Source organism: Rubritalea tangerina (assembly GCF_042683245.1).
Lineage (GTDB): Bacteria > Verrucomicrobiota > Verrucomicrobiia > Verrucomicrobiales > Akkermansiaceae > Rubritalea > Rubritalea tangerina.
In genome coordinates this window covers 114036-139241 of record NZ_JBHUJB010000073.1, presented here as the reverse complement: position 1 = coordinate 139241, position 25206 = coordinate 114036, and the positions used below count along the sequence as shown (strand labels likewise).

Sequence of the window (25206 nt, the reverse complement as noted above, 5' to 3'; positions counted from 1 at the left end):
CCCCAAAAAAAATAAGCGCTACTCACCTCTAATCGGGACACCGGAAAAATAGCGTATGTTGGGGCGTGGTGTACCTTTGCTATCAAAAATAACAACATAGTTGCGACGATCTGGAGTATGATACCACCGGGTGCTCAGTAATTTCTCCCATCCCTTCGCCTCCTGATCGAAGTATTCTCCATAGATACGTCGACCAGTTAAAGCTGGATCACCCTTATCAACAGGAACCACTACTCTCACTCTCTTTGGAGCCACCTCAAACTTGCGTATCCATTTGTCATTCTTTGATTTACCATACAACGCCCGCACCCGCTTACTTGAAGCATTTATTACCATACGCGCTCCCACCGGAACTTCATCTAATGAAACGTCAAATGCCTGTGCTTGATAGGTGCCATTCGCCGAGTTTGCTGGAAATAAAAATACCAAAACATGTGCACTCCCCTTTGGTAGTACACACTTTGCTACTGATTGATATTCCTCACCACGAAGAGTTCCCAACTCCAAATTGATAGAACCTGAATATTCAGTTGGGTAATCTAAAGCGCCATAGGATACTAAAACTGACTGCTCTTTGATCTTATCAACCGCCTGATCTGCCTCACGCCAGTATAATTGATCAATTCCAGCACCACCCTCAAACATCACCACACTGAGCCCAGTCTTTACGCGCACCTCCGCATACCCGTTGGCCACTAAGGTCACAATTGCTAAAACTACTAAAATACAACGCATAGCCATCTATACTTCATTTGGGTTAAGATACTTGAAAGATATAATTTTGAGCTTCCTCCCATACTGGTCATTTTTTGATGACTTGAGAGAAGACAGAGTCCCATCTGGGTTGAGCATGCTAACTGTAGCTGAGTCGCCTCCTGATGCCTCATCCACAACGTATTCAGGAAATCTCCTAACAACGGCTTCACACCATGACTGAGCCATCACTTTACCCGCAGAATCTCTCGATTCCCCATACGCTCGTATGGTAAAAGTGTCGCATCTCACACTTAAGGATGGCGCTACCCCCATGAATAAATCAGCTTGAGTCAAATATCCTGGTGCCCCCTTGATCATTGAGCCCCTCATAGGATTCCCCTCAGCATCGTAGTGACCAAAGGCATCTACATTTTGAAACTCCTGACTCCCCTTAGCCGGCCCAATAAAAGTAGATGAATCGACGGGCTTGGAGTCAGCTCGGACCGCATCATTCAAGCCCGCATTGTCAATCGCTGCTTGAGCAGCTCCTTTAACATATCTCAGAGAACGCCCCTCCCCAGAGGACTTAAGCCCTCGATTCATGAACTCTCCCAAGCTCAAAAATGGCCCTCTCAACTTCACTTGCTCCACCATTTTCTCCGCTAAAGACTCAAGCTCACTCTCATTCAACGCTCGTACTCCAAGCCACCTTTGGTTACGTTTGCTAACCACATCTTCCGTTCGAACCGATTCCCCCATCGGGACTCTGAATCGTGAAAAAGAATACACAGATTCCCCCGCACTACTCTCAAGCTGCCATTCCATCGAAAGCGGCGAACCTGGCGTACTTGACGGCTTGAGATATAGCACATCACGCGTAGTCAAATCAGCTCCCGCTAATACTAACTTCCATGCCGTCTCCGAAGTCGAGTTAACATTAAATTGCCCCCGATTCTCTAGGTATCTGGCTATCTTCTGATACGCCTCAGCAGACACCTTACCACCATCGATCAAATCAGACTCGGCTTCCTCCTGATCTACCACACTTGAGCGATGACGCTTATTCGGTAAATCCTCACTGCCATCTGAAATATCGACAATATTTTCTACCATCTCGACAGCACTCAAGCTTGGAACACTAGAATCCACATAGTTTTCCCAATCGCCTACCCCACTCATAAACCAACTATCCCAAAGCACTGCATTGAGTTTCCATGATTTGTCATGAAGTAAGACATCCCAACTACCATTTTGAATCCTCCCCACAATATCTGAAGCCCCCCGTCGCTCCATCTCTGAATCTGAAAAGTAAGGTGAGTTGAAGGAATTACCAAATGCATTCGCCACGTAGGGAAACGATAAATAAGAGCGCCCCGCCTGATTCCATAATATTCCGCTCGCGGGGTAGACTGGATTCACCCTATACCCACCCAGCCCTGAATGCTGCAATTGCATCATGGATGTTAACGGTAAAACCGGCCTCTCTATCAACGGCACGCGTACACTCCCGTCCTCGAAAATACTCTGCCCAATACCCGATGCTCTTCCGTAGTATCCCGCATCTGCATTTTTCGCGATCGTCGACTCCTCAAAGAGCAAGGGCGGTTGGCTACCACTAATCGTTCGACCAAAAAATGCGTAACCATTTGTATCCAATGTGTGGGCAAACTTTCCAAGATGAAACGAATACTTGTTGGTTGGCAACCCATGATAAATCCATGGCGGTACCGATGACTTCTCGATTTCAGACACCTCTCCTGCTGGAGGGTTCTCTTGTGCCACACCAAACTCATCTTTCAATTTCACCCCTACCAGAAAGAACGGCTCGGGTGCCCCAATCGACCCCGGAGATATCGTCCTTTTCTGATAACTTTCACCAAAAAATTTTAAATCAGACTGATTAACCCAAGAACGATTTTCACTCACAAAAGCACTCGGTGCATTATTTGAGGTGTCAAAAACTCTAATGTCATTGGATGTTTGATGAACACCTCCCCGAGTAGAAACTTGGATCGAAATACTCCCCCCCTTTTAATCCTCAATAAGTGGAGCTCCTTGACGATACAAGCCACCTCTCAAATTAGCTAATCCTCCAACTTTCACCTCCTTGTAATGCTCATGATTGGAAACTTCAGCATCGATATCTGAAACATAGACCGACTCACCTGCCGGAATCTCCATGCCATTGAAATCAATTAAGTATCCCCCTCGAAAGACATCACTCAAATGCACCACCCCAGACTTACCTCCAGAAACTTCATAACTTAGGGACAAAGGAAACGCCTCCTGGTCCACTCGCAGACGAAAATCTGGTGGCATTACTAAAGGAACATTGTTGGGATTCCACACTTCACAAATCGGCTTCACCGCAACATAAACATTACTTTTCGCGTTATCGCTTGGATCTGGATTTGTAAAAAGAGAAAGCTGCCACATACTTTTTCTGAATACAGGCAAGTTAAAGCGCCAACTTTGTGAGGCATAAACCTTATTCATGTCAGCTCCCTTCTTAAAACTTGGTATACTACCTAACCATTCTGTGGAACCTCCCTCCGAATACTTCTTATAAGAGTTCATATACTCCAGTAAATCATCCCATGCAGGACCTACATCCCCCATGTTGTTGAACTCTCCAGTTGATGTCCAACCACTTAATGCATAATTCTTAGTCGCAAAAATAAACTGATTGCCATTCGGTGCTTCTATCCAGCCACCCAGTGGAGCATTGGGCTCAGTTCGTCTCAAACTGTATTGCGCAGGTCTCTTAACCTTCGATGAAGGATCATTAGGTAGCTCAGCCAATGTATTCAAATCTTGTTTCCACCCCCCCCACTTTGGATTGGTTAATAACCCCACTGAATGAGTCGAAATATCAAAAAAATACGGCTTAAGATCCCCAGCTAGTGACGGTGATCCATCACCTAACAAAGCCATCGTTCCCTGAGTAATGGCATTATCCATATCTTCTCTAACTTTGTTATTCGACGTTAAAAATTCCTTCCCAACGTCACGACGTAAGGGGTCATTTGCTCTGTTCCAAGATTTGATGCCACTCACTGGAATGGCACACCGCTCAGTAAGCTTTTCCATCCTCCCCTCAGCCAAGGCATGAGATTCGTTCACTCGGACCTTCATGTTCTCACTTAGCACCCCCCATGCATACGCTCCACTCTCTAAATCCACCATCCCCACTCTCATATGCTCCGTTCTTGGTGCCTGAACTCCCAATGAGCCCTCTCCCACAATGGTAACATATTCATTTGAATCAAGGATGTCAGGACGCTTCGGTAAATCAATGTCTCTTTGATTTAATTGCGTCTCAGAAACCATCCATTTAAGAAATCGACCACCACGCTCTTTGTCCCCACCATCCCAACTTGTTCTGTACTCCTCAGCTAACTCTTCTAACTCAAATGTATTGGTTAGCTTCCTTCTGACCTCTCCATCCACTGTCTTTTCCATCGTCATCGGCAACCATACACCCAAATAGTTGCTCTGGTACCCAGTTGCGCCCGCTTCCTCTAAAATAGAAGAATTCGCTGTCACACGTGTGTCTGGCCCCACCGCCTCCTGTAACTCACCCAATGCCACCATCAACGCCATGCGCGCATTCGCCCGAGCCTCCATCGCATACTTCTCCTGAGTGGCCGCTTTCGACTCACTCGTCGATAAACTCAACATCCCCACCACCAACATCACCAACAAGGTCATGATCGATAAACAGGCTATCAGGGCAAACCCCCGTTGATCAGGGTTTTGAAGAGCTGTGGTAGAAAGCTTTTTCATGGGTTTAGAAGACAATGGATTAGTATAGCCAAAATACAATCACCCAAAAGGATTGAATGCATGTACATAGCATATTCATTAATTAACTTCTAAACTACTTCAAATCTTAACAAAGAGATGCAGATTCGACCTGTACCCAAATGATACAAGTTGATTCTTCGATCAAACCCAATCCAATTATAATCAGCGATTTACCGCACCATACTGACTAATCCCCTTCATCGCAACCTTTCCAGTCTTCGGGTGATTATAAAAAATCAGTATTTCTCTGCGGTTGGGTACCATCCTCCATGAGGTCGAAAAAAGTAACTTGAAGGAATTCTCTGATGCTGGCCGAAAAATTTTGACCGGGATATTCTCCGACAAGCTCTGACTCGCTTGAAATGTTTTCCCCTGTCCACTATCCACAATCATCTTTTCGCCCTTACGCATCACAAACCCCAATGATTGATCACTCAAATTATACAGGTACACTCCTCCCTCAGGCGCACTCTTCTCAGAGATGAAATGACACTTGTAGCCTTTGCTGTAAGGGATCAACAATACCGTCCCCTGACTCAAATTTGCAGGCACCCTCACCGCACCAATCGCCACAAGCTCTGCCTCGAAATTCTGGTCGGCACCATAAATCTTCAATGCTTGTCCCTCCTCGATCTTGCACCGAACTTGCGCACTCGGATAACGTAAACTCAGCTGCACCTCAGTTTTCTCATCAAGCTTGATCTTTGACTTCCCTCCATAAAGCCCAACCGTCGCAAATCGCAGCTTCACCTCCCGCCCCTCCTGGGCAGAAACACAAGCAAGACACCCTAGCACAAATATCAAAAAGAAACGCATAACCCTAAATAAATCAGTTTATATCTCAGATGGCGAGAGCCAACGGAAGGACAGAATCATCATGCGCCTCCCAAAGCGTTTGTTAGTCGCTGAAAGCATATTTAGCTCAACTCCAAGCGCATCTGTACTCGCCTCCCACGGCTCATCACCCGGATCGCTGTACTCCACCCCACGTACTACCGTAGCCTCACAATAGGCAGTCGCTACCACCTTACCACCCGCATCACGACTCTCACCATATGCACGCACTGTAAAACTGTCACAACGAGGTGTGAGTATATTCCCCACCCCTTGAAGAAGATCAGATGCCATCACATAGCCTGCAATCCCTGCATAACGCGACCCCACAGCGGCTTTAGTATTCGGATACGTTGCCGTCGCTTGTGTGATACGATCCTCTTCTCCCTTGAACCTATGATTGATAGAATTTTCCTCAGAACTGCTGCCGTCAACCCCTCCATCAAAGACCCCTTTCTCCCATTGATTAAACTCGTCCCAGTCAATCGCTGCTTGCAATGCCGAACTCATCCCCAGAGCTCCATCTTCCAACCTCCTATTCACAAACTCACTCAGGTTTAAAAACGGTCCCCGTAACTTTACCTGACGCACCATCTCTTCTGCTAATTTCTCAATTTGGCTATCCGTCAACTTGCGTACTCCAACCCAAGCATACGGGTCAGAAACATCAACTCCCTCTTGCCTACCTGCCGCCCTCCTACCGCGACTCACTATGACATGATCCTCATCCTCCAGCACTCCAGAATCTCCTGTGTAACTGTCCAAATAAGGAATGCGCCTAGATTTCAACCCCAAGAATAAAGCCTTCCACGCTTCTACTGAAGTAGAGTTAACATTGAAGGCTCCATCTACCGTAAAGTAACTCCCCGCCCGCTTGAAACCATCCTCATGCTGAAGAGCTTCCACGACCTCAGCAGCTTCCAAACCCTGGGGCAGATGAACCTGCAAGCGCTTATTGGCAAGTGGCTCGCCCCCCTCAAAAGTTGCCGACATAACATTTTTTAAGGAATCCTTCTCCTGCCCTCGTGCGACTTTCGGTGTAAGTGAGGAACAAAAATACTGATCCCAAAGCACATCATTGGTCAAAAACTGATGATCCCAATGATCCGCATACATAGCCACCCCCGTTGCAGGCACCCTTGTCCCATCATCATGATAAATGCTGTCCAATGGAATCATCGGATGCGCATAACCATTGCCCACTCCTAAACCATAGGTCGCTCCCTGATGCCCAACTAACTTCCACTCAGGTGCATATTGGTAAAAACCTGGCGCACTCCCCTGAAAACCTAAATCAGCTTCTAACACCCTAGCATGAGACAATGGCATATTGCCAAATGCTGCAATATTCGTCAGCGGCGCGGTTGGCAATTCCTGCGCCACCATACGCGACACACCCGTGCTGGGTCCGTGCCCCCCCCCCGAAAAAGCATTGCCGTCAACCTCTTGTATCACTTGTGAAAGCGACAAACCACTGACCGGTTCATAATGCATTTGATAGGCAAAGTTAGAGCGCTTTACGTCGTTCGCCCCCTGCAAATGTTGAATCGGGCTCAATGCCTGTGAATGCAACCAAGTCCTGTTTCTAAAATCCTTCGCTCCAGCTGGAACCTGCCCGCCCCCCAAAGGACTCTGATACACTGGTTCCTCACCTGTCTTGAGCACATAGTTAACCACCGCTATGGGTGTAATCTCCTCCGAGCTCATGTCCACCTCCGCCAAAGTTGCCGGGTTGTCTTCAATGATTGGTGTGAGATTGTCCTCACTTTCAAACCAGTCAATGAACAAGCCTGACTGATGCTTCCTCCCTCCTGAGAGATAACCAGGCCACTGAGAGTCCCCAGAATGGTGGTACACTCCCTCTTTGCCTGCATTGTCATCTACCAAAATAGCCGCCCCTGACTTATCCACTCCCCACCAATGACAATTCTGTGGCTGGATACTGTTCATATCCGCAATTTCGCTAAAACGTAAAGCCACTCGGACCTTATCCGTCTTCTTAGCCTTTCCTTTAATTACCGCCTGCGAACCCGTAAGCTCAGGTAAAGATGGGTCATAGCCAATGTACGCCCGATCCTTCGCCACCGAATGAGGAGTAAACATCAATAACTCCCCCGGTCGCATCACAATATCCCCATCAGGCTTCTCCGGGCTGTTGCGCATCTGCAAATACCCAAGACTCGTCGTATCACTCTGCCTTGCAGACTCCCACCCCCAGTGCTGAGAATTTACGTACACTTTGAATTGGTAGTACTGAGACTTGTAAAAGGCGGTATGCATCAAGAACGCATCCGCAGGATAGCGCATCGTCACATTGTACGGGTTCCAAAACACCATCACAGGTGTGGAGGTGAAATAACAATCGCGGTAATCAGGGTCCTCATTCGGCTTCGAACGTAAACCAAAGATATACGAATACCTCAATAACACTGGAAGTCGCGTGTAGTTCTCCACATCAGCCACCCGTACTGCATGTGTCGGCACATCCGCTGTCATGTGCCTCTCCGTATAAGGATTCCCATCCGCATCCCACTTCAAGCCATGGTCAGCACTCGTGTAGAGCCGATAATAATCTCTCAAATGCCTCCAATCCGCTGGCAAAATATTCGGATTCTTCGGGCTAGGTAAAGTCCCCTCAATCTTGCGTACAGGCGCATTCACTAGAGCCCCACCCACCGATGCCTCACGATATGCATCAGGAAAAACATCGAGCTCAAAAAGCAAATTTAAATCCTTCTTAGTCCCTCCAGAAGTCACGTTACACAACACCCCCTGCGCAGCATGGGTAAAATCAAAATATCGCGACTTCGATGCTTCATAACCACCACTCGCATCAGTCAAATGCTCGGTCACCTTGTAGTCCACCAAACTCTTCCTTTCCTCCTCCGTGTCTGGGAATTGCTCAAAACCGACTTCCTCCCGTGGATCAAAATGCGACAACTCCGCTGCAAAAAGCTGAGCTTCATCCTCCCCCAATCCCTCATCTTCACTCTCCCTGAAATTCAGCGAAGCCTTCAAATTCTGACTCCCCACCCACCAAGCATAACCTCCAGCCCTCTCACTATCCAAAACCGTGGGAACAACCTCTGCTCTCACATGATGCTCCTTTGGCGCACTCCCACCAAGGGTACCCTCCGCCACCAAAGCAACCCCCTCACTTGCGGCTCCATCACGCGGTAATAGCACATTCTCCGCCGTCTTCGAATCCTTGCGACTCACCAACCACCGCCTAAAGCGACTCCCCTTTGCCTCCTCCCCGTAAAGGGATTGAATCGTTGCCCCATCCAAGGGCTCATTCAAATAGGTCTTCCAAGAATCCCAGACCCCTAACAAATGAGGGCTTTCCACAGAATCTATCTCTTCCGTGCTCGGATCCGTATCCATAATCCCCGCCCACGCCGAAACCCGCTGATCTGGCCCCATCTCTTCCTGTAACTCTGCAAGCGCCACCATCAAAGCCATCCGAGCATTCGCCCGCGCCTCCATGATATACTTCTCCTGCGTCGCCGAACGCGTCTCAGTCGTCGCTAAACTTAACATCCCAACTAACAATAAGACCAAAAGAGTCATAATCGATAATGAAGCAATCAGGGCAAAACCCCTCTCCCCCCTTGGTTTCCTGTGGTAGTCGTGTCGCATCGTGTTGGGTTTGGTTCAGCTTCCTCCCCCTCGCCTCTAGCGAGAAAGTAAAGCTAGTTCACTTTGTATACAGCCACTCCAATCAAAACGTTAACCATTTGATTCGAAAACTGAATGATAGGTCACTCAACATTCACCATCAATAGGTAGCACTATCAAAAAGGTGTCCATTTCTGACCATAAACTTTAATCTATAATACAGAAAAAGTGGGCGCAATATGATTATGCGTCACCTTTGTCATGCTGCTCCCATCTCTCGTAAAAATGCTCAGCGATTAAATTACCATACCACCACCATCACGCTGGTTACATTTTTTTCATAAGAGCTTTGGCCTTGCTACTCGATATCTCCTCTGTATATCTGCCTTCACATGCAAACCACTGCACACATGCTTATGACTCGCACACTCCGTTGGCTCGATCCAACGCGGGTAACGAATCGCTGTGCTTATTGAGTTTGTTAGTAAAACAAAAGAACACGAACGACGACCCGCCTCGATTACCGATGCGGGTCTTTTTTTGTACCCATGAATAGACCACCAATAATAAATGAGTCGATCACCACCCCATCTCTGGTGATCACAGGCTCCTTTTTGTTTTGCGCAAAAGGGATTATCGTAAAAGCCTTGTTTGAGGAAGGGCTCAGCCCAAACGCAGTCATGGCATTGCGCATGCTGAGCGCTCTACCCTTCTTTCTCATCATGGTGGCCCTTCGCTGGCACCAACTTTCACAGATCACACGACGCGACTGGGCACAGATGGGTGTGCTCGCATTTGTTGGCTTCTTTCTGTGCTCACTGATTAATTTCACCGGCTTGCAATATGTCAGCGTGGGACTGGAGCGTATCATCTTGTTCAGCTACCCAAGCATTGTCTTAGCAGGCTCCTTCCTCTTTCAAGGAAAACGCCCGACTCTGCCAATGCTTTCCGCGTGCTTCCTGTCTTGGATTGGCCTCACGATCATGGTCAGAGATGAAATCCACCTCACAGGCAACTCCACTTGGATCTTGTACGGGACCCTCCTCATTCTTCTCAGCGCAGGCATCTACGCAGGATACATCCTCCTCGCTAAACCCATCATCCAGAGAGTCGGCACCCAACTCTACACAGGAATATCCATGAGCCTCTCCGCGTGCTTCGTTCTGCTCTATTTCTCACTGACTGGTGGGGAGTACAACCAGCTAGTAAAAAGCCAACAAGTGCTGAGCTACGGCCTCGTCATTGGTATCCTAGGTACCGTCGCTCCCACCTTCTTGCTCAGCTACGGCCTGTCCAAGATCAGTGCCGATGCCTATGCAGTCATTTCTTCCATAGGCCCTGTCGCTACCATTGCCCTAGCCACTGGACTCGCAGGACAAATGCCCACGCTCGCACAATGCCTCGGCATTGGACTCAGTATTGTCGGTGCCATACTCGCAGCAAAACCTAAATCCCCAATTGCTCTAAGCCCGCTGAAGCGCCCCACCACCACCTAAACTCCACAATCATACCTGTAGAATCCACAATCAGGTCGAATGCCATTGCTTCCGCAATGGTGTTCGACCACCCTTCCCCAATCATGTTCCTCAGCAAAGACAACATTATCGCAGAGCCCGCCCCCATGGGGATGAATGAATTCTTCTCCCACCCCTCAGCCGACGGCGCCGCTCCCACCGAAGACCTCATCTTCATCCGCGGAACCCTCCAACCCGGTATGGGACATGACTTCCACTTCCACCAAAATAGAGAAGAATTTCTCTATATCCTCAGCGGCTCCATCGAACAATGGATCGGTCATGAAAAACGCCTCTGCAAACCAGGTGACGTCATCTATGTCCCCCCAGCAACAGTCCACGCCTCATTCAATGTGGGACAAGAAACTGCACAATTGTTAGCTATCTTTAATAAAAAGTCAGATCCTGCCGAACTTGCCACCGACGTCTCCACCCAAGCCCCTTGGAACAACATCCGCGCCTAACACACGCATCTAGCCGCATCCCCCCTATCTCATAACAGAAATCCCCCTCTAGTGTGGTGTGCTTTTCTGACTCCCAAAAAACAGGATTAGGAGTAATATTCTTTCTGCTTATTGCATACGTTAAAAGAATACTCCTCATCCACCATGACTAAACTATTCCTCGCCCTATTCTCTTCCTCAGTTCTAACACTATCAGCTGCTAAACAACCAAACGTAGTCATCCTCTACTCAGATGATGCCGGCTACGCAGACTTTGGCTTTCAGCCAAATTGTGTCGAGGAAATGAAAAAACTTACCCCTCATATCGACAGTATTGCCAGCGACGGCGTGCGCTTATCTAACGCCTACATGACCGGCTGTGTCTGCTCCCCGTCTCGCGCAGGCCTCATGACCGGGAAATACCAACAGCGCTTCGGCTACGACAATAACCTCCCCCCAGGCTACAAAAGTGGGGTCGACCTCAATGTCACCTTCGGCGTCAAACACCTCCAGTCGCTAGGCTACAAAACAGGCCTCATCGGTAAATGGCACCTCGGATACCCCGAAGCCTACCACCCGAACAAACGTGGGTACGATTGGTTCTACGGCCTACTCCAAGGCTCCCGTGGATACTTCCCCTACGATAAGCCCAGCCCTAACCGAGTCATTCTAGAAAACTCCAAACCGACTCCAGAATCTGGCTACGTCACAGATCGCTTTGGTGACGCAGCCTGCCGCTTCATTAAAGAAAACAAAGATACCCCCTTCTACCTCTTCGTCTCATTCACCGCCCCACATTCTCCCAACCAACCCAAACCCGAAGATAAAAAGCGCATCGCCCATATCTCCCCTAAAGGACGACAAAGCTATGCCGGTCTCATCGTCTCGCTCGATGACAATGTCGGCAAGATTCTCAAGTGCCTCAAACAACAGGGGCTCGATGAAAACACCCTTGTCATCTTTACCAATGACAATGGCGGCCAGACCGCCACTGGAGCGAACAACTCCCCACTCAAAGGGAAAAAAGGAACACTCTGGGAAGGAGGAGTACGCGTTCCCTGGGCCATGCGCTGGCCAAAACATATCCAAAAAGGCTCCACCATCGACGACCCCATCATAGCATTCGATATCTTCCCCACCGTCGTAGAAGCCTCAGGTAATCCCATCAAAGCCGAATGGGGAATCGATGGCCGCAGCTTCCTCCCTCTGCTCACAGGCAAAAAAAATACCCTCCCAACCCGCGCCCTCCACTGGCGCCAACATGGATCTCGCGGCTCCATCGCCATGCGTGAAGGAGATTGGAAACTCATCTATAATCGCGCCCAAGCCGGCTCCAAACCAGAACTCTACAACCTCAAAAACGACATCGAGGAAAGCCAAAACCTCGCCGATAAACACCCAGATGTCGCCAATCAACTCATTACCAAAATGCAACAATGGGAAGCCCAAATGGTCGAACCACTCTGGGGACCCGGCTCACCAGGGAAACCCGCAAAGACCAAAAAAAATTCCCAAACTACAAAGTAATACCTACCATGTAGGAACCATTCCCCTCATCACAACCAGAACTAACGATCGCGCAGCACAATTGACATGGATCCGCCAAGGCTGATCAATGCAGATGACTCCTGCTGCTTTCTCATGCCCTCTTTTTGGGCCACCTGAATATTATCAAAGCCCGCCCAGCCTGGCCGCTCACCGTTCTCGCGCACCTTCAAACGGATCGCTAAAGTCCCCTTTGCAGGTGCTGCATCCGTTTTCAGAATAAAAGGCTTCAATGCCTGCTTCTTCCCCTTCCCAAAAAAGTAACTCGTCTCCCCACTGTTGTGTAATTCGGTGCGAGCAGCCTCCGAGAGTGCTACGAAATTCCCTCCCTGCAGCACCCCCAACTCCCACTCAAGAGTGCTCGATGCCCCATCGCTTGAAACATACAAACCACCATGGAGGTCCAACTGATACACACTGCGTGGCTGCAGCTTCACCCCCAAATTACGTACCGCAACCCAGTCCTTGAATTGCTTGCCAATCAATGCCCGATCATTCCCACCAAAGTCCTCAGATGTCTCTGGTCCAAAGGCCCGCACCTCCACTCCTGAAACACTCACCCAGCCATCAGGTGACATCGTGTTGTGCTCAATAGACTGGAAATTTTGCTCTTCATAAAGCGTCTGCCCAAACAACGGGGACACAAGCATCGCGGTGAGTAGATGGGGTAGTTTCTTCATGGATTTATAGGCTCTCTACTAAACACATTAGTCCATCACACCTACCTACACGAGCGGCTTCAAATGGTAGCATAACCAAACCACCACTCCCCCCCTAAGCCCACACTATTGCTTGATCATCTGATACACCTCTCTGGCGATCACCGCTGCGCCATCGGCATTCGGGTGAATGTGGTCAGGAAACATCGCCCCCTTGCCTGCAAACGGCTTCGCCATGTCAATCGTCTCAATTTGCATCTCCTTCGCCACCTTTCCAATCGCCTCATTGATCTTGCCCACTCGCGCATCACCAAAAAACTTCTGTCCCTTAAAGAGAGGCGCTAAATCTTTCCAAATAATCACCCTCGGGTAACTGTCTAATGTCTTATACGACTCGAGCAGCTCTTTGTAATCAGGGACGAAATCATCACCGTAGCGGTCAAAGTCCATAATGTCGTTGATCCCAAGATTACAAACCACAATCTGAGGCTCAAATGCCAGTGCCTCTTTGTGCTCCTTCATGAAAAGATACGCTCTCGGTCCACGTCCACGCTTCGACTTCTTGATCACCCCCCGACCAGAATTTCCAAAGTTGCGTACTTCGTATTTATCACCTAACAATTTCTGTAACTGCGCTGGGTAGGTCATACCTCTGTCCTTAATCCCTGCTCCATAGGTGATCGAATCCCCAATACAAGCAACGCGAATCTTATTGCTGCGCTTCGCAGGCACGACAAGTGCCGCTGCATTCTTCTTATTCAAGTGCCCACTAGGCTCCACCTCTTTCCAAGTGTCAGTCCTGAACGGGCTGGCTGGCAAACCAACAGCATTCACCAAATTACAAACGGGATCGTTGTCCCAGGCATAACGCACCGCCACCGGACGCTTCACCTTAGCACTCTTCACCACTAGATATTCTCCATCTACCTTCGCTGTCGCGGGATAAAACTTCTTATCGATCCCTGCCACCTCAAATCCAACAATCGCACCTCCTTCACACGCTTTCATCCCCGCGCCGGATTCAAAATCTAAATACACAGCGTCGCCTTTGATCGTATGCCTCTTGTAAATCGGCCCCTCAGAAACCAGTTCCTTACCATAGGTCTTATCCAATGCTAACAATGCAAGTCTCTCTCCCACCGGCTGCTTCTTATTCGGATGCACATTGGTAGGATGCCCAACATCCATTGTCACAGCCATCCCCACATGAGGAATCTCCTTGCTCGCTTGTAGCTGCATCTCACGAAATACTGGCCACTTCCGATTGAGCCCCGGCAATTGCACATAATACACCGGTAGCTCTTGCTGGTTCCAACCATCCCTCCAGCTCTCTACTAACAATTTAAACTTCTTCTTGTTTAGTGTGCCATCCACAGCGGATCCAGGGCTGCCATCCTTACCAGCATTCGACTCACCCTGATACCATATCACCCCCTTGATCGGAAGCGGCTGAAACCTCTCCGGGCCAGCATTCCACAAAAACATCGGAGTGAACGGATGAGGTGGCGCTTGCCCCTTTAACTTTGGATCAGCAAACCAATGCGTCAAATTGTGCGCCGCACGGCCTCGGCACCACACCGGATACTCAGGGTTCTTCCACCAATCCTTCAGTAATGGAGCCAACTCTCTATCAGACTTAAATTGCTTCGGTGCAATGTGCGCCTCAATCGGTGTCCCCCCAACAGAAACATTTACAACACCAATCGGCACCTTGAGCTCGTCTCGTAACTTCTGCCCAAAAAAGTATGCCACACCCGACATGTTTGAAGTCGTCTGAGGCCCACTTACCTGCCACCCCTCAGTCTGATAGTAATTCTCAGGACTCATCTGCTTTAAATAGTCCACCGTGTATTTCTTACTTCCAGGGTGCAAACCTCCAGCATGATTGAACAAACGTAATCCTTCGTCAGCTGACTTTGCAATCGCATCAGCTCCACCCTCACACTGGCGTAACTTCCACGCCATATTCGATTGACCCGAGGCATACCAAACATCCCCAACTAGCACATCATCCACACTGACAGTTTTCCCTCCACCATTGACCACAATGGTCTGCGGCTTGGCGTTCGCCTCCATCGCAGGAAGATTCACTTGCCACTTACCATCCGCTCCCGCCTTTCCTTGAACCGTGTTGCCACTAAAACTGACCGCTACATCAGTCTGAGGCTCAGCCGTCCCCCATACCGGAATCTGATGTTCACGCTGCAGAACCATGTGGTCACCAAATGGGTAGGCCAGCTCCAAGGCTCCCGCGATACTCGCGAGCCCAAAAAATGAGGCCAAATGAGTGAGTTGTTTCAAATGCATGCTACTAGCATAACCTACTCGTAAACGTATGCACTACCACCATAGTGGATTGCTAAACAGACCAGAACCTTCAAGACTAATCACACTCCCAATCCCGTACCATACCCCTATGACCCAAAAACTCTACGGCTTGCTCATTTTCCTCAGCCTCATCTCCCAAGCCTTTGCCCAAACTCCCCCGCCACCCACTCCCAATCTCCAAAAATTCATCGATGACCGCCTTGCAGCTGGCGAATCACGTATCGTCATCCCCCCCGGAAGATACCACACAATCCCACAAAAAAATGTCCACCTCAGACTCGAAAACTTAAAGGACATCGAGCTCATTGCCGATGGCGTCGAACTCGTCTGCACCGAAACCACCCGCGCACTCAATATCCACCAATGCCAAAACCTCACCCTACAAGGCCTCACCATCGACTACGACCCACTTCCCTTCACCCAAGGCACCATCACCCATATCTCCGATGACCGACTCACCCATGACATCACACTGAGCTCAGGCTATCCCACAAATGGCAAAATCTTGGCGCATAAATACGAAATCTATCGCAATGACACACGCACCCTCCGCTTCGGAAGCTACCATGGCTGCGAAGTCCTACGTATTAGCCCAAACAAACTGCGCATCACTAAACCACAACGCTGGAAAAATAAAGGTGCCGAACAAGTCGGCGACCCCATCGTCATCGAGTGCCTCCAAGCAAAAAAAGGGCACCTCCCACACGCCATCAGCCTCAAAGACTCCAAAAATGTCACCCTCAGCTCCGTCACCCTCTTCAGCTCCCCCATGTTTGGCTTCATCGAAAATGATTGCTCGAAAACTACCTACCTCAAATGCCGCGTCGACCGCCGTCCACTCTCCAACGACCTAAAAAAACGCGCTTCAGCCAGACTCCGCTCACTCAATGCCGACGCCTTCCACAGCTATAATGCCCCCATCGGCCCACGCTACCTCCAGTGCTCAGCCCAATTCCAAGGCGATGACTGCATCGCCATCAACAGCGAATTCCACCTCATTCTCAATCACCAACAAAATAACCTCCGCGTGCTCGCACGACGCCACATGAACCTGCAAAAAGGTGACCCAGTCATGTTCCTCGACGACCGTGGCATCCCCCACCCACTCACCACCATCAAAAACATCCAGCCACACCACCCACTCACTGACCCAGAGAAACAATGGATCCAAACCCTCCCGCTCAGCCAAAAATTTAAAAGCTCCATGCGCTCCACCTTCCTCGTCACACTCGACGCACCACGCCCCCTCCCCAAAGATTCACTCATCTATGCCACCAACAAAATGGCCGAAGGCTTCCAAATCATCGATGGATCATTCGCCCAAACCCGCTCTCGTGGCCTCCTCATCCAAGCCAACAACGGAATCATCAAAAATAATAAAATCAATGCCTGCCACGCCGAGTCAATCAAAGTAGCTCCCGAGTTCTGGTGGCTCGCCGCCGGCCCAGTCAATCAACTCGTCATCGCTAATAATGAAATTTCTAACAGTGCACGCGAGGCCATCCAAATCACCTCTCATGGTGCAAAACGGACTGACATCTCTCCACCCGGCACACACAACGCCATCACTATATCTAACAATACCATTCTAGATTCCCCTCCCCCACATATCTATGCCACCTCCACTGCAGAACTCACACTCAAAAACAACCGTGCCAAGAAAAACGGCAATCACATACCCCCAGTACTCGAAATCAAACGCTGCTCTGGGGTTTCTGTAGACGGTAAGCCATTCCCACCCCAACTGTGAAAATGGCTTACCTAGGTGGTGTCAGCCCTTATTGAGCTAACAAAAAGTTGAAATACTCCACACTCAACAAGAAAGCTGTAGCAGTGTAGCGTTCATCTTTCCCCTTCCCATTGGGTTTCAAATCTAACCATTGATAAGTTGATTCATGCACTGGCTCAGATTCACCAAATAACAAGATCCCGTCCTGGCCTAAGCCCGCGTACGCCTTGTTGTCTGCACTGAGGTACTCCAAATCACAATACCCCCATGCAATGCCCTGCATCACGGTTGCCATCTCATACATCTCTGCACTGATCGTGGCATTCCCATGAATCGCTTGCTTAGTCCGATACAGCTGGATGTGATTACGTGAACCAGATCCCTGACTCGCCACTAAAACCTTCCCCTTATCAGGACCTGACTCAATCCCACGCATCCCAAAATGACAGCGCCTCGCGGGCAAATTCTTTAGCTCCTGGTTGTGAAGCGCCTTCACCTGCATCCCTAATGGACCAGACTTGAAGTCCTTCGATACCACATATTCATTCTTATAACCTTTGAACGATTGTCGCCTCCAAGCCATGTAGATATCCCCTTCCGCGTTGTCTAACACAGCCCACGCCAGCTCGTTTTCAATCTGGACCGGCTTGCCGTAACCATTCGACTTCGCATCCGCAAACTTCTTACAATCTCCCACCATCTGCCATTGCTTCCCGCCATCAATCGACGCCCACATGAAACCATGTGCATAAGTCGAAAAGAGCAAACCCTGCCCCTCAGGTGCCACTTTCCCATCAATGCTCATGCCCGGAACCACTAAAATGTTACAATTGGGTGAGGCTCCATTTGGAATCTTCCGTCCAAGCTCAATTCCAAGCGCCTCTGAGAGTTGATCATGGCGCTGACGCGTACTCCAAGTCTTCCCATCATCCTTGCTGGTGTAAAAATACATCCCGCGAATCTCATTGTTCGCATCCTGATGCCCCGGATGACCAGCCACAACATAACAATACAGAACCCCATCCACTTCCACGAGCGCCGAATACCCCCAGACATCCTTGCCATTCTGATCCAATAGAAACCCACTGGACCATTCTGCCCCAAAGTCGGTGCTCCGCTGAATGACAATCCCTTGTCCAGTGGGTGCATCGTTCTTGCCAATCCTCCTTGCTTGAGTCGCCGCGATCAAGGTCCCCTTAGAAGTCTTGAATATCCTCGGCTCAGTCGTCTCGAAAAAACCTTTCTTGATCTGCTCAGAATTGCGATCCCCACGGCTAATATCCCCAGGTAGGTATGCCATCCCTTTGGACGACGCATGCACATCGTGAAGGTCCCCTCTCCTGATATTCGCACGTTCTTCCTCACTCAGCTTTTCCGCTTCTCCTCCCAAAACTCTCCGCGCAGCAAAATGACACTGCACCTTGTCTTCCACCTCAGCCATTTTGCCTGACTTCATGTCCTTCGCCCTAATCAACACCACATTCTCTCCATACCAATCAGCTCTGAAAAAATTCCTTCCAGCACCCTGCTTCATTTGAAAATCCACATCCCCACGCTTCTCCTTGAAACTAAAGTGAAACTTCGTCTGCGCTGGATCCAAACCACTCCCCTCTGCCACCCGTACTCGATAGTGAACCTCAGCTCCTTGCACAACCATCCCCTCAGGCAATTCCAACCCCTTCTTGCTCTCCAAATACTGCCCGTCTTTGAGCACAATCCGTTTTTCAACCACCAAGTCCTGCGCCGAAGCTACTCCCACGCTCACACTCGCCAATAATAAGGTAAATCTCATAACCCCATACTCTCCCCATCTGGACCTCCCAACAAGCCACCAAGATTGGTCTTATCTACACACCAGATTCCTGGCCGCGCGAACCCCACACCATGCTCACCACCACCAATAACACCGCCCCAATCAATGTCGCTACCCACGCCGCCGCACCCAATGCCATCACCCCATAACTCACAGTCGCCCCACCCGCAGCCAGTAACGCATAAGGCAGCTGACTACTCACATGTGAACTCGGACTACACCCTGTCGCCAATGAGGTCACAATCGTGGTGTCTGAAAAGGGGCTGCAGTTATCCCCAAAAACCGCCCCACCAAAAACCGCCCCAATCAACATCGGAACCACTCTGATGAAATCTCCATCCGCACCTAACATTTCAACCCCCAATGGCAAAACAATCGGCATCAATATCCCCATCGTCCCCCATGATGAACCCGTCAAAAATGATGTCAGTGACCCCACTAAAAATACCACCAACGGCAACCACACCACCGGCACACTCCCACCTAACATGCCACTGAGAATCACTGCCACCTCAAGGTCCTTAAAAACCGCTCCCAATGACCACGCAAAAATTAAAATAACCAGAGCCGGTAACAAACTCGCAGCCCCCTCAAGCATCACCCTTCCTAAAATCCCTTTCTTCGGAAAACAAACACACGCCACAACCAACGAAACTAAAGCCCCAGCCACCATCGCTTCCGGCACATGGGTGCTCGAAAACGCATTCTGCCACGACCTCTCACCACCATCTTGCCACATGTAGATCACCCCAGGAATCGTTACCAATATCGATAGTAGCGGAACCACCACACGCCATGCTGCCGCACCTTCTAACTCCTCTCCCCTCTCAAACTCTTCCCCCTCAGCAACACCCTGATACCTACGCATCGGCCCAATCCACCAAGATCGCCAAATCACCACAAATAATAACACTAACACCAACCAACAATAGGGATTCGCAGGAATCGAACGAAAATACAACTCCGCCGAACTCAGCCCCATCGACACCCCCGCAACGCCATCATTGATCAATGATAACTGCGTCGCAATCCACGTCGAAATAAAGGCAATGCACGCCACCGCCGAACTCGTTGAGTCAATCAAGTACGCCAATAGCTGACGCGACACCCTCATCCCCTCAGTAAAAGGACGCGCCACACTCCCCACTAAAATCGCATTCGCTAAACCATCAAAAAAACAAATCAACCCCATCCCATAAACACCTAACAATGTCTTGCGCCTCGCTCCCCCCTCACGCTCACCAATAAGCCATTGCATCACACTCACAAACCCACCTGATCGCTCCAACACCTGCGCAAAAGCCCCTAAAATCAAGGTAAACAATATCGGACCAATATGCCACGACCCCGATAATGCCGGAAATAAATAGTCCACCACCAATGCCTTCCCCCCACCCATAACATCCCCCTTATGCTGTAACATCACCCCCACAATTAAGGCACTCAATAATGATAGCGCTGCCTGCCGCGTAACCACGATCATCACTAATGCCACCACCGCAGGTAATATCACCAAAATCTCATTCATCTCCCCATTGCCCCCATGTTCCTAACATTCACCCCCCCTCTATCACATACTTCCCACATACCAGCAAGACAACACTCTCATCCCAACTTGTTCTGATTGGTAATCAATCAAGAATTCCTTACTTTTTTGGTTGTGCGTCCACCGCTTTATTCTAAGCTACTTAGTGAATGATTTTTCTATCAGATTACTAACTTCTCTGTTGTTAACTCTGAAGAAAGCTCTCGTGTAATAAAATCCCAAATACCATGACCCAAACATATATCCTCACCCCAATCGCTGGGGTCGTCGGCTTAGCCATAGCCGGTGCGATCCTCGCCTCCATCACTAAAAAATCCGGAGGAGAAGGGAAAGTCGCTGAGATTGCAGAGAAAATCCACAAAGGAGCCATGGTATTCATGAAGCGCGAGTTCGTCTTAATCTCGCTCTTTGCAGTCGTGATCGCAGCCCTCATCTTCTTTTTCCAAAAACAAGAATACGCCGCTTACCAAGCATACGCCTTCCTCTTCGGCTGCCTTGCTTCCTCGTTTTCTGGCTTTGTCGGAATGTTCACAGCGACGAAAGCAAACGTCCGCACCACCATCGCGGCAAAAGAAGAGGGGCCAGCTTCCGCATTGGGAGTCGCCTTCTTTGGTGGCTCGGTCATGGGCCTCACCGTAGCCTCCATGGGCCTCGTTGGCCTCGGCACACTCTTCTACATTTTCATCTCAGGTGAAAGTAAGCCACACGTAGCCGAAATCATGGAAGGCTTTGCCATGGGCGCGTCCCTAGTCGCCCTCTTCTACCGTGTCGGTGGGGGCATCTTCACCAAAGCTGCAGACGTTGGAGCCGACCTCGTCGGTAAAGTAGAAGCTGGTATCCCTGAAGATGACCCTCGAAACCCCGGCGTGATTGCAGACAATGTGGGTGATAACGTCGGCGACGTGGCCGGCATGGGCTCAGACATCTTCGAATCCTACTGCGGAGCACAAATCGCTACCATCGCCATCGCCGGTGCAGCCGGTGCTCGCCTCGCAGAAACCCAAGGTCCCACCCTATTTGATAAAGTGGGCATCGCTGCAGAAAAAGCAGAGTCTTTGATGTTCCTACCTCTTGCCCTTACCTCAGTGGGCTTAGTCTGTTCAATCCTCGGAATTCTCTTAGTCAAAATGATGGCCAGCAAAGAGCCCGCATCAGCATTGAGAATTGGCACCATTGGCGCTGCCGCCCTCTACATCCTCGCCGCCTTCATCACTTGCGCCCAGTTCGGCTTCAACAGTAACCCCGCCATCGCCGTCCTCGCCGGTGCCGTAGGCGGTATCATCATCGGCCTCGTCACCGAACACTACACCGGTGGTAAACCAGTCCGTGACCTAGCCGAACAAGGAGAAACGGGTGTCGCTACCGTCATGATCTCTGGCCTCGCACTCGGTATGCAATCCGTCGCCATCCCCTTGCTCACGCTCGCCGCTACCATCTCAGTTTCCTTCCACTTCGTTGGCCTATACGGAGTCGGCTTGGCCGCCGTAGGGATGCTCGGCACCGTCGGGATCACCATGGCCATCGATGCCTATGGTCCCGTCGCTGATAACGCCGGCGGTATCGCCGAAATGGCAGCTATGGGCCCCGAAACGCGTAAAATTACCGATGGCCTAGATGCTGTCGGAAATACCACTGCAGCCATCGGTAAAGGCTTCGCTATCGGAGCCGCAGGCCTCTCCGCCCTCGCTCTCATCACCGCCTTTATCCAAAAAACCAATATCGACCTCAACCTCGCCGACAACTCCGTACTCGCTACCTTCTTTGTCGGCCTCTTCATTGGCGGTATCGTCCCCTTCCTCAATGGAGCCATCACCATGACCGCCGTTGGTTCAGCAGCCTTCGAAATGATCAATGAAATCCGTCGCCAGTTCAGAGAAATCCCTGGGCTGCTCGATGGCAAGGCCGAACCTGAAACTGACAAATGCGTCGACATCGCCACCCGCGCCGCTACCAAAAAAATGGTCCTCCCCGCATTACTCGCCGTCGGCACCCCCATCGTCGTCGGCTTCGGTTTCAATGCAGTCAATGGCATGGGCGCGGTCGCTCTCACCGGCACACTCGTTGGCGCCCTTCTCGGCTGCATCCTCATGGCCCTCATGATGTCCAATGCAGGAGGTGCCTGGGACAATGCTAAAAAACACGTCGAGGACGGCAACTGCGGAGGTAAAGGCTCAGAAGTGCACGCCGCATGTGTCGTGGGTGATACCGTAGGTGATCCGTTCAAAGACACCTCAGGCCCCTCCATGAATATTATCATCAATGTCATGGCAATCGTCTCCCTCGTCATCGCCGGACTCCTCTAAGCCCCCCTCAAATCCCTCCTTCTTCACGGCCTCGCCCCACGGTGAGGCCCTTGTCTTTTGAGATCTATCTTCCCATCTCCATCACGACCCTCACCGTGCACTATCGTGTTCTGAAAAGCATTTCCTAGCCGCTTCCCCTTCTTTCTATCAGAACCCCTGCTTTTTTCCTACGCAGCTCGCCCTCTATCATGTATGCCTGATCACCCATGAAAAGAGAAACACTTTGCCTCCACGGAGGTCAACAAGCTGACCCGACAACTAATGCCCGTGCCGTCCCACTCTACCGCACCGCCTCTTACGTCTTCGATTCCGCCGAACACGCTACCAAACTCTTCGCCCTCCAAGAACTCGGATACATCTACACCAGACTCCAAAATCCCACGACAGATGTACTCGAAAAACGCGTCGCTTTACTTGAGGGCGCTCCCGAAATGGGCGGCCTCGCCCTCGCTTCCGGCACCTCAGCCATCTTCTACACCATCATTAATATCGCCCAAGCTGGCGACAATATCATCTCAGCCAATAGCCTGTACGGCGGCACCTACACCCAATTCAATGACATCCTCCCAACCCTCGGGATCGAAGTCAAATTCGTCGCCCCCAATAACCTCGATGAAATCAAAGCCGCTATCGATGAGAAAACCCGCGGAGTTTTCATCGAAACCATCTCCAACCCAGCATCTGAAGTCACCGACATCGCTGCTATCGCCGACATCGCTCACGAAGCCGGCTTGCCACTCATCGCCGACTCCACCTTCACCACCCCACACCTCTGCCGCCCACTTGAACACGGTGCCGACATTGTTGTCCACTCCCTAACAAAATGGCTCGGCGGACACGGCACCGCTATCGGTGGCATCGTCATTGACTCTGGGAAGTTCAATTGGGCAGCTGGTAAACACCCACTCTACGATACGCCCGACACCTCTTATCACGGTCTGCGCTGGGGCCACGACCTCCCAGAACCCCTCGCCCCACTTGCTTTCATCCTCAGAATGCGCACCGTACCACTACGAAATCTCGGCGCATGTATCTCACCAGATAATTCCTGGATGGCCCTACAAGGTATCGAAACCCTCCCCCTCCGCATGGATCGCCACTGCGAAAATGCTCTCGCTGCCGCCACATTCCTTAAACAACACCCCCAAGTCGAATGGGTCCGCTTCCCCGGACTCGAAGACGATCCGCAATATCACAAAAACCTCAAGTATATCGAAGGGAAAGGCGGCTCAGTCGTCGTCTTCGAAATCAAAGGTGGTCGCGAAGCCGGTCAAAAATTTATCGACCAACTCGAACTCTTCTCCCACCTCGCCAATGTTGGCGATGCCAAATCATTGGCCATCCACCCAGCATCTACCACCCATTCCCAAATGAGTGAAGAACAACAATCCGCCGCCGGTATCAGCCCTGGCATGGTCCGCCTCTCACTCGGTATCGAACATATCGATGACATCCTCGCTGATCTCAGCAAGGCCCTCGACTAACAGCCCCCTCACGCAGTGGCCAACTCCATAGCTGGCCAAGAAATGCAACAAATCCTCCCCACTTGCTTCTATGCAGGTGGGGATTTTTACCTGTCCCTTAGTGTCGTGTCAGTTAGGTAATCCTCCTGAGCAACAAGGGTAGAGGAAGGCCTGAGTAGACCTTCAGGACTGACGAAGAACGCAGTGGATCAAGAATGACCCGAGACTCCTCAAAGAAGCTACTAGCAGGTCTTATATCCTCCCCCTAAAACCATCCAATTTCTTGCGGACTTTACGGACTCCACACTAACCCGTCTGCATCCCCATGAAGGCTGCCACACCATCCAAGATCATCTGCACCGAAATCATTACCAATAACATCCCCATCAGCCGCTCAATAGCACGCATCCCCTTCCTTCCTAACACCTTCATGAAAAAGGGTGAAGCTAGCATGATCACCGCCACCGTGAGCCAAGCTAAAAATACCGCCAATGTCACTTGCCCCATCTCATCCTGATGCTTCGCCGCTAACAACATTATCAAGGTCAATACCGATGGCCCAGCCATCAATGGCACCGCCAGCGGCACAATAAATGGCTCTTCCGTTTCCACTTCTTTCAATACCGACTTCGCAGGAAATAACATCCCCATCGCGATCAAAAATAAAACCACTCCTCCCGACACCCTCAAAGTCGAGGTCTTGAGATCTAAGAACTCTAACATGTGATTCCCCAAGAATAAAAAGAACATCATAATCAACAGGGCAAACAACAACTCTCTCAACATAATCTTTCTGTGACGATCCTCAGGCGTTCCACTCAATACCGCATAAAACATAGGAATGTTCCCGAACGGATCCACCACTATCACCAGCATCACTATCAATCCTAAAATGTCCATCCACTGCT

General features: G+C 50.2%; 16 protein-coding genes. 6 read left to right on the top strand and 10 right to left on the bottom strand.

Annotated features, from left to right (window positions below):
- Positions 1 to 18: 18 nt before the first annotated feature.
- The 5 genes from ACFSW8_RS15150 to ACFSW8_RS15130 all read right to left on the bottom strand — a co-directional run bounded on the left by ACFSW8_RS15150 (position 19) and on the right by ACFSW8_RS15130 (position 8907).
- Positions 19 to 735 carry a hypothetical protein gene (locus ACFSW8_RS15150; protein ID WP_377086865.1) on the bottom strand — a complete coding sequence of 239 codons (717 nt, stop codon included), beginning with the start codon at positions 733 to 735 and terminating at the stop codon, positions 19 to 21.
- Between the two features lie 6 nt (positions 736 to 741).
- Complete coding sequence (locus tag ACFSW8_RS15145) at positions 742 to 2502, bottom strand: hypothetical protein (RefSeq protein WP_377178666.1); 1761 nt, start codon at positions 2500 to 2502, stop codon at positions 742 to 744.
- A gap of 225 nt (positions 2503 to 2727) precedes the next feature.
- Complete coding sequence (locus ACFSW8_RS15140) at positions 2728 to 4482, bottom strand: hypothetical protein (RefSeq protein ID WP_377086867.1); 1755 nt, start codon at positions 4480 to 4482, stop codon at positions 2728 to 2730.
- A 183-nt stretch (positions 4483 to 4665) separates the two neighbouring features.
- Positions 4666 to 5319 (bottom strand): hypothetical protein, encoded by a 654-nt coding sequence (locus tag ACFSW8_RS15135; RefSeq protein ID WP_377086869.1) that lies wholly within the window; start codon positions 5317 to 5319, stop codon positions 4666 to 4668.
- A gap of 18 nt (positions 5320 to 5337) precedes the next feature.
- Positions 5338 to 8907 (bottom strand): hypothetical protein, encoded by a 3570-nt coding sequence (locus ACFSW8_RS15130; protein WP_377178664.1) that lies wholly within the window; start codon positions 8905 to 8907, stop codon positions 5338 to 5340.
- Between the two features lie 596 nt (positions 8908 to 9503).
- Between ACFSW8_RS15130 and ACFSW8_RS15125 the strand changes: the two genes are divergently transcribed.
- From ACFSW8_RS15125 to ACFSW8_RS15115, 3 genes are all read left to right on the top strand, one after another.
- Positions 9504 to 10451 (top strand): DMT family transporter, encoded by a 948-nt coding sequence (locus tag ACFSW8_RS15125; protein ID WP_377086878.1) that lies wholly within the window; start codon positions 9504 to 9506, stop codon positions 10449 to 10451.
- An 83-nt stretch (positions 10452 to 10534) separates the two neighbouring features.
- Positions 10535 to 10933 carry a cupin domain-containing protein gene (locus tag ACFSW8_RS15120; protein WP_377086882.1) on the top strand — a complete coding sequence of 133 codons (399 nt, stop codon included), beginning with the start codon at positions 10535 to 10537 and terminating at the stop codon, positions 10931 to 10933.
- Positions 10934 to 11077: 144 nt separating this feature from the next.
- Positions 11078 to 12439 carry a sulfatase-like hydrolase/transferase gene (locus ACFSW8_RS15115; RefSeq protein ID WP_377178662.1) on the top strand — a complete coding sequence of 454 codons (1362 nt, stop codon included), beginning with the start codon at positions 11078 to 11080 and terminating at the stop codon, positions 12437 to 12439.
- A gap of 41 nt (positions 12440 to 12480) precedes the next feature.
- Here the strand turns inward: ACFSW8_RS15115 and ACFSW8_RS15110 are convergent, their stop codons facing one another.
- A complete protein-coding gene (locus ACFSW8_RS15110; protein WP_377086884.1) occupies positions 12481 to 13137 on the bottom strand; it encodes a hypothetical protein in 657 nt (218 codons plus the stop codon).
- A gap of 105 nt (positions 13138 to 13242) precedes the next feature.
- Positions 13243 to 15423: a GDSL-type esterase/lipase family protein gene (locus ACFSW8_RS15105; RefSeq protein ID WP_377178660.1), complete on the bottom strand. Its 2181-nt coding sequence runs from the start codon at positions 15421 to 15423 to the stop codon at positions 13243 to 13245.
- Between the two features lie 109 nt (positions 15424 to 15532).
- Between ACFSW8_RS15105 and ACFSW8_RS15100 the strand changes: the two genes are divergently transcribed.
- The gene (locus ACFSW8_RS15100; RefSeq protein WP_377178658.1) at positions 15533 to 17194 is read left to right on the top strand and encodes a right-handed parallel beta-helix repeat-containing protein; all 1662 of its coding nucleotides are present in this window, start codon (positions 15533 to 15535) and stop codon (positions 17192 to 17194) included.
- A 28-nt stretch (positions 17195 to 17222) separates the two neighbouring features.
- Here the strand turns inward: ACFSW8_RS15100 and ACFSW8_RS15095 are convergent, their stop codons facing one another.
- The gene (locus ACFSW8_RS15095) at positions 17223 to 18965 is read right to left on the bottom strand and encodes a sialidase family protein (RefSeq protein ID WP_377086894.1); all 1743 of its coding nucleotides are present in this window, start codon (positions 18963 to 18965) and stop codon (positions 17223 to 17225) included.
- 55 nt (positions 18966 to 19020) lie between these two features.
- Positions 19021 to 20514 (bottom strand): Na+/H+ antiporter NhaC family protein, encoded by a 1494-nt coding sequence (locus tag ACFSW8_RS15090; protein ID WP_377178656.1) that lies wholly within the window; start codon positions 20512 to 20514, stop codon positions 19021 to 19023.
- A 245-nt stretch (positions 20515 to 20759) separates the two neighbouring features.
- Here ACFSW8_RS15090 and ACFSW8_RS15085 point away from each other — a divergent pair, with 245 nt between their 5' ends.
- Positions 20760 to 22835, top strand: a complete 2076-nt coding sequence (locus tag ACFSW8_RS15085; RefSeq protein ID WP_377086896.1) for a sodium-translocating pyrophosphatase — start codon at positions 20760 to 20762, stop codon at positions 22833 to 22835.
- A 206-nt stretch (positions 22836 to 23041) separates the two neighbouring features.
- Positions 23042 to 24319, top strand: coding sequence for an O-acetylhomoserine aminocarboxypropyltransferase/cysteine synthase family protein (locus ACFSW8_RS15080; protein ID WP_377086897.1), 1278 nt, complete (start codon positions 23042 to 23044; stop codon positions 24317 to 24319).
- A gap of 285 nt (positions 24320 to 24604) precedes the next feature.
- On the opposite strand, the gene ACFSW8_RS15075 is transcribed toward ACFSW8_RS15080, so the two are convergent.
- Complete coding sequence (locus ACFSW8_RS15075) at positions 24605 to 25198, bottom strand: MarC family protein (protein WP_377086898.1); 594 nt, start codon at positions 25196 to 25198, stop codon at positions 24605 to 24607.
- Positions 25199 to 25206 lie beyond the last annotated feature (8 nt).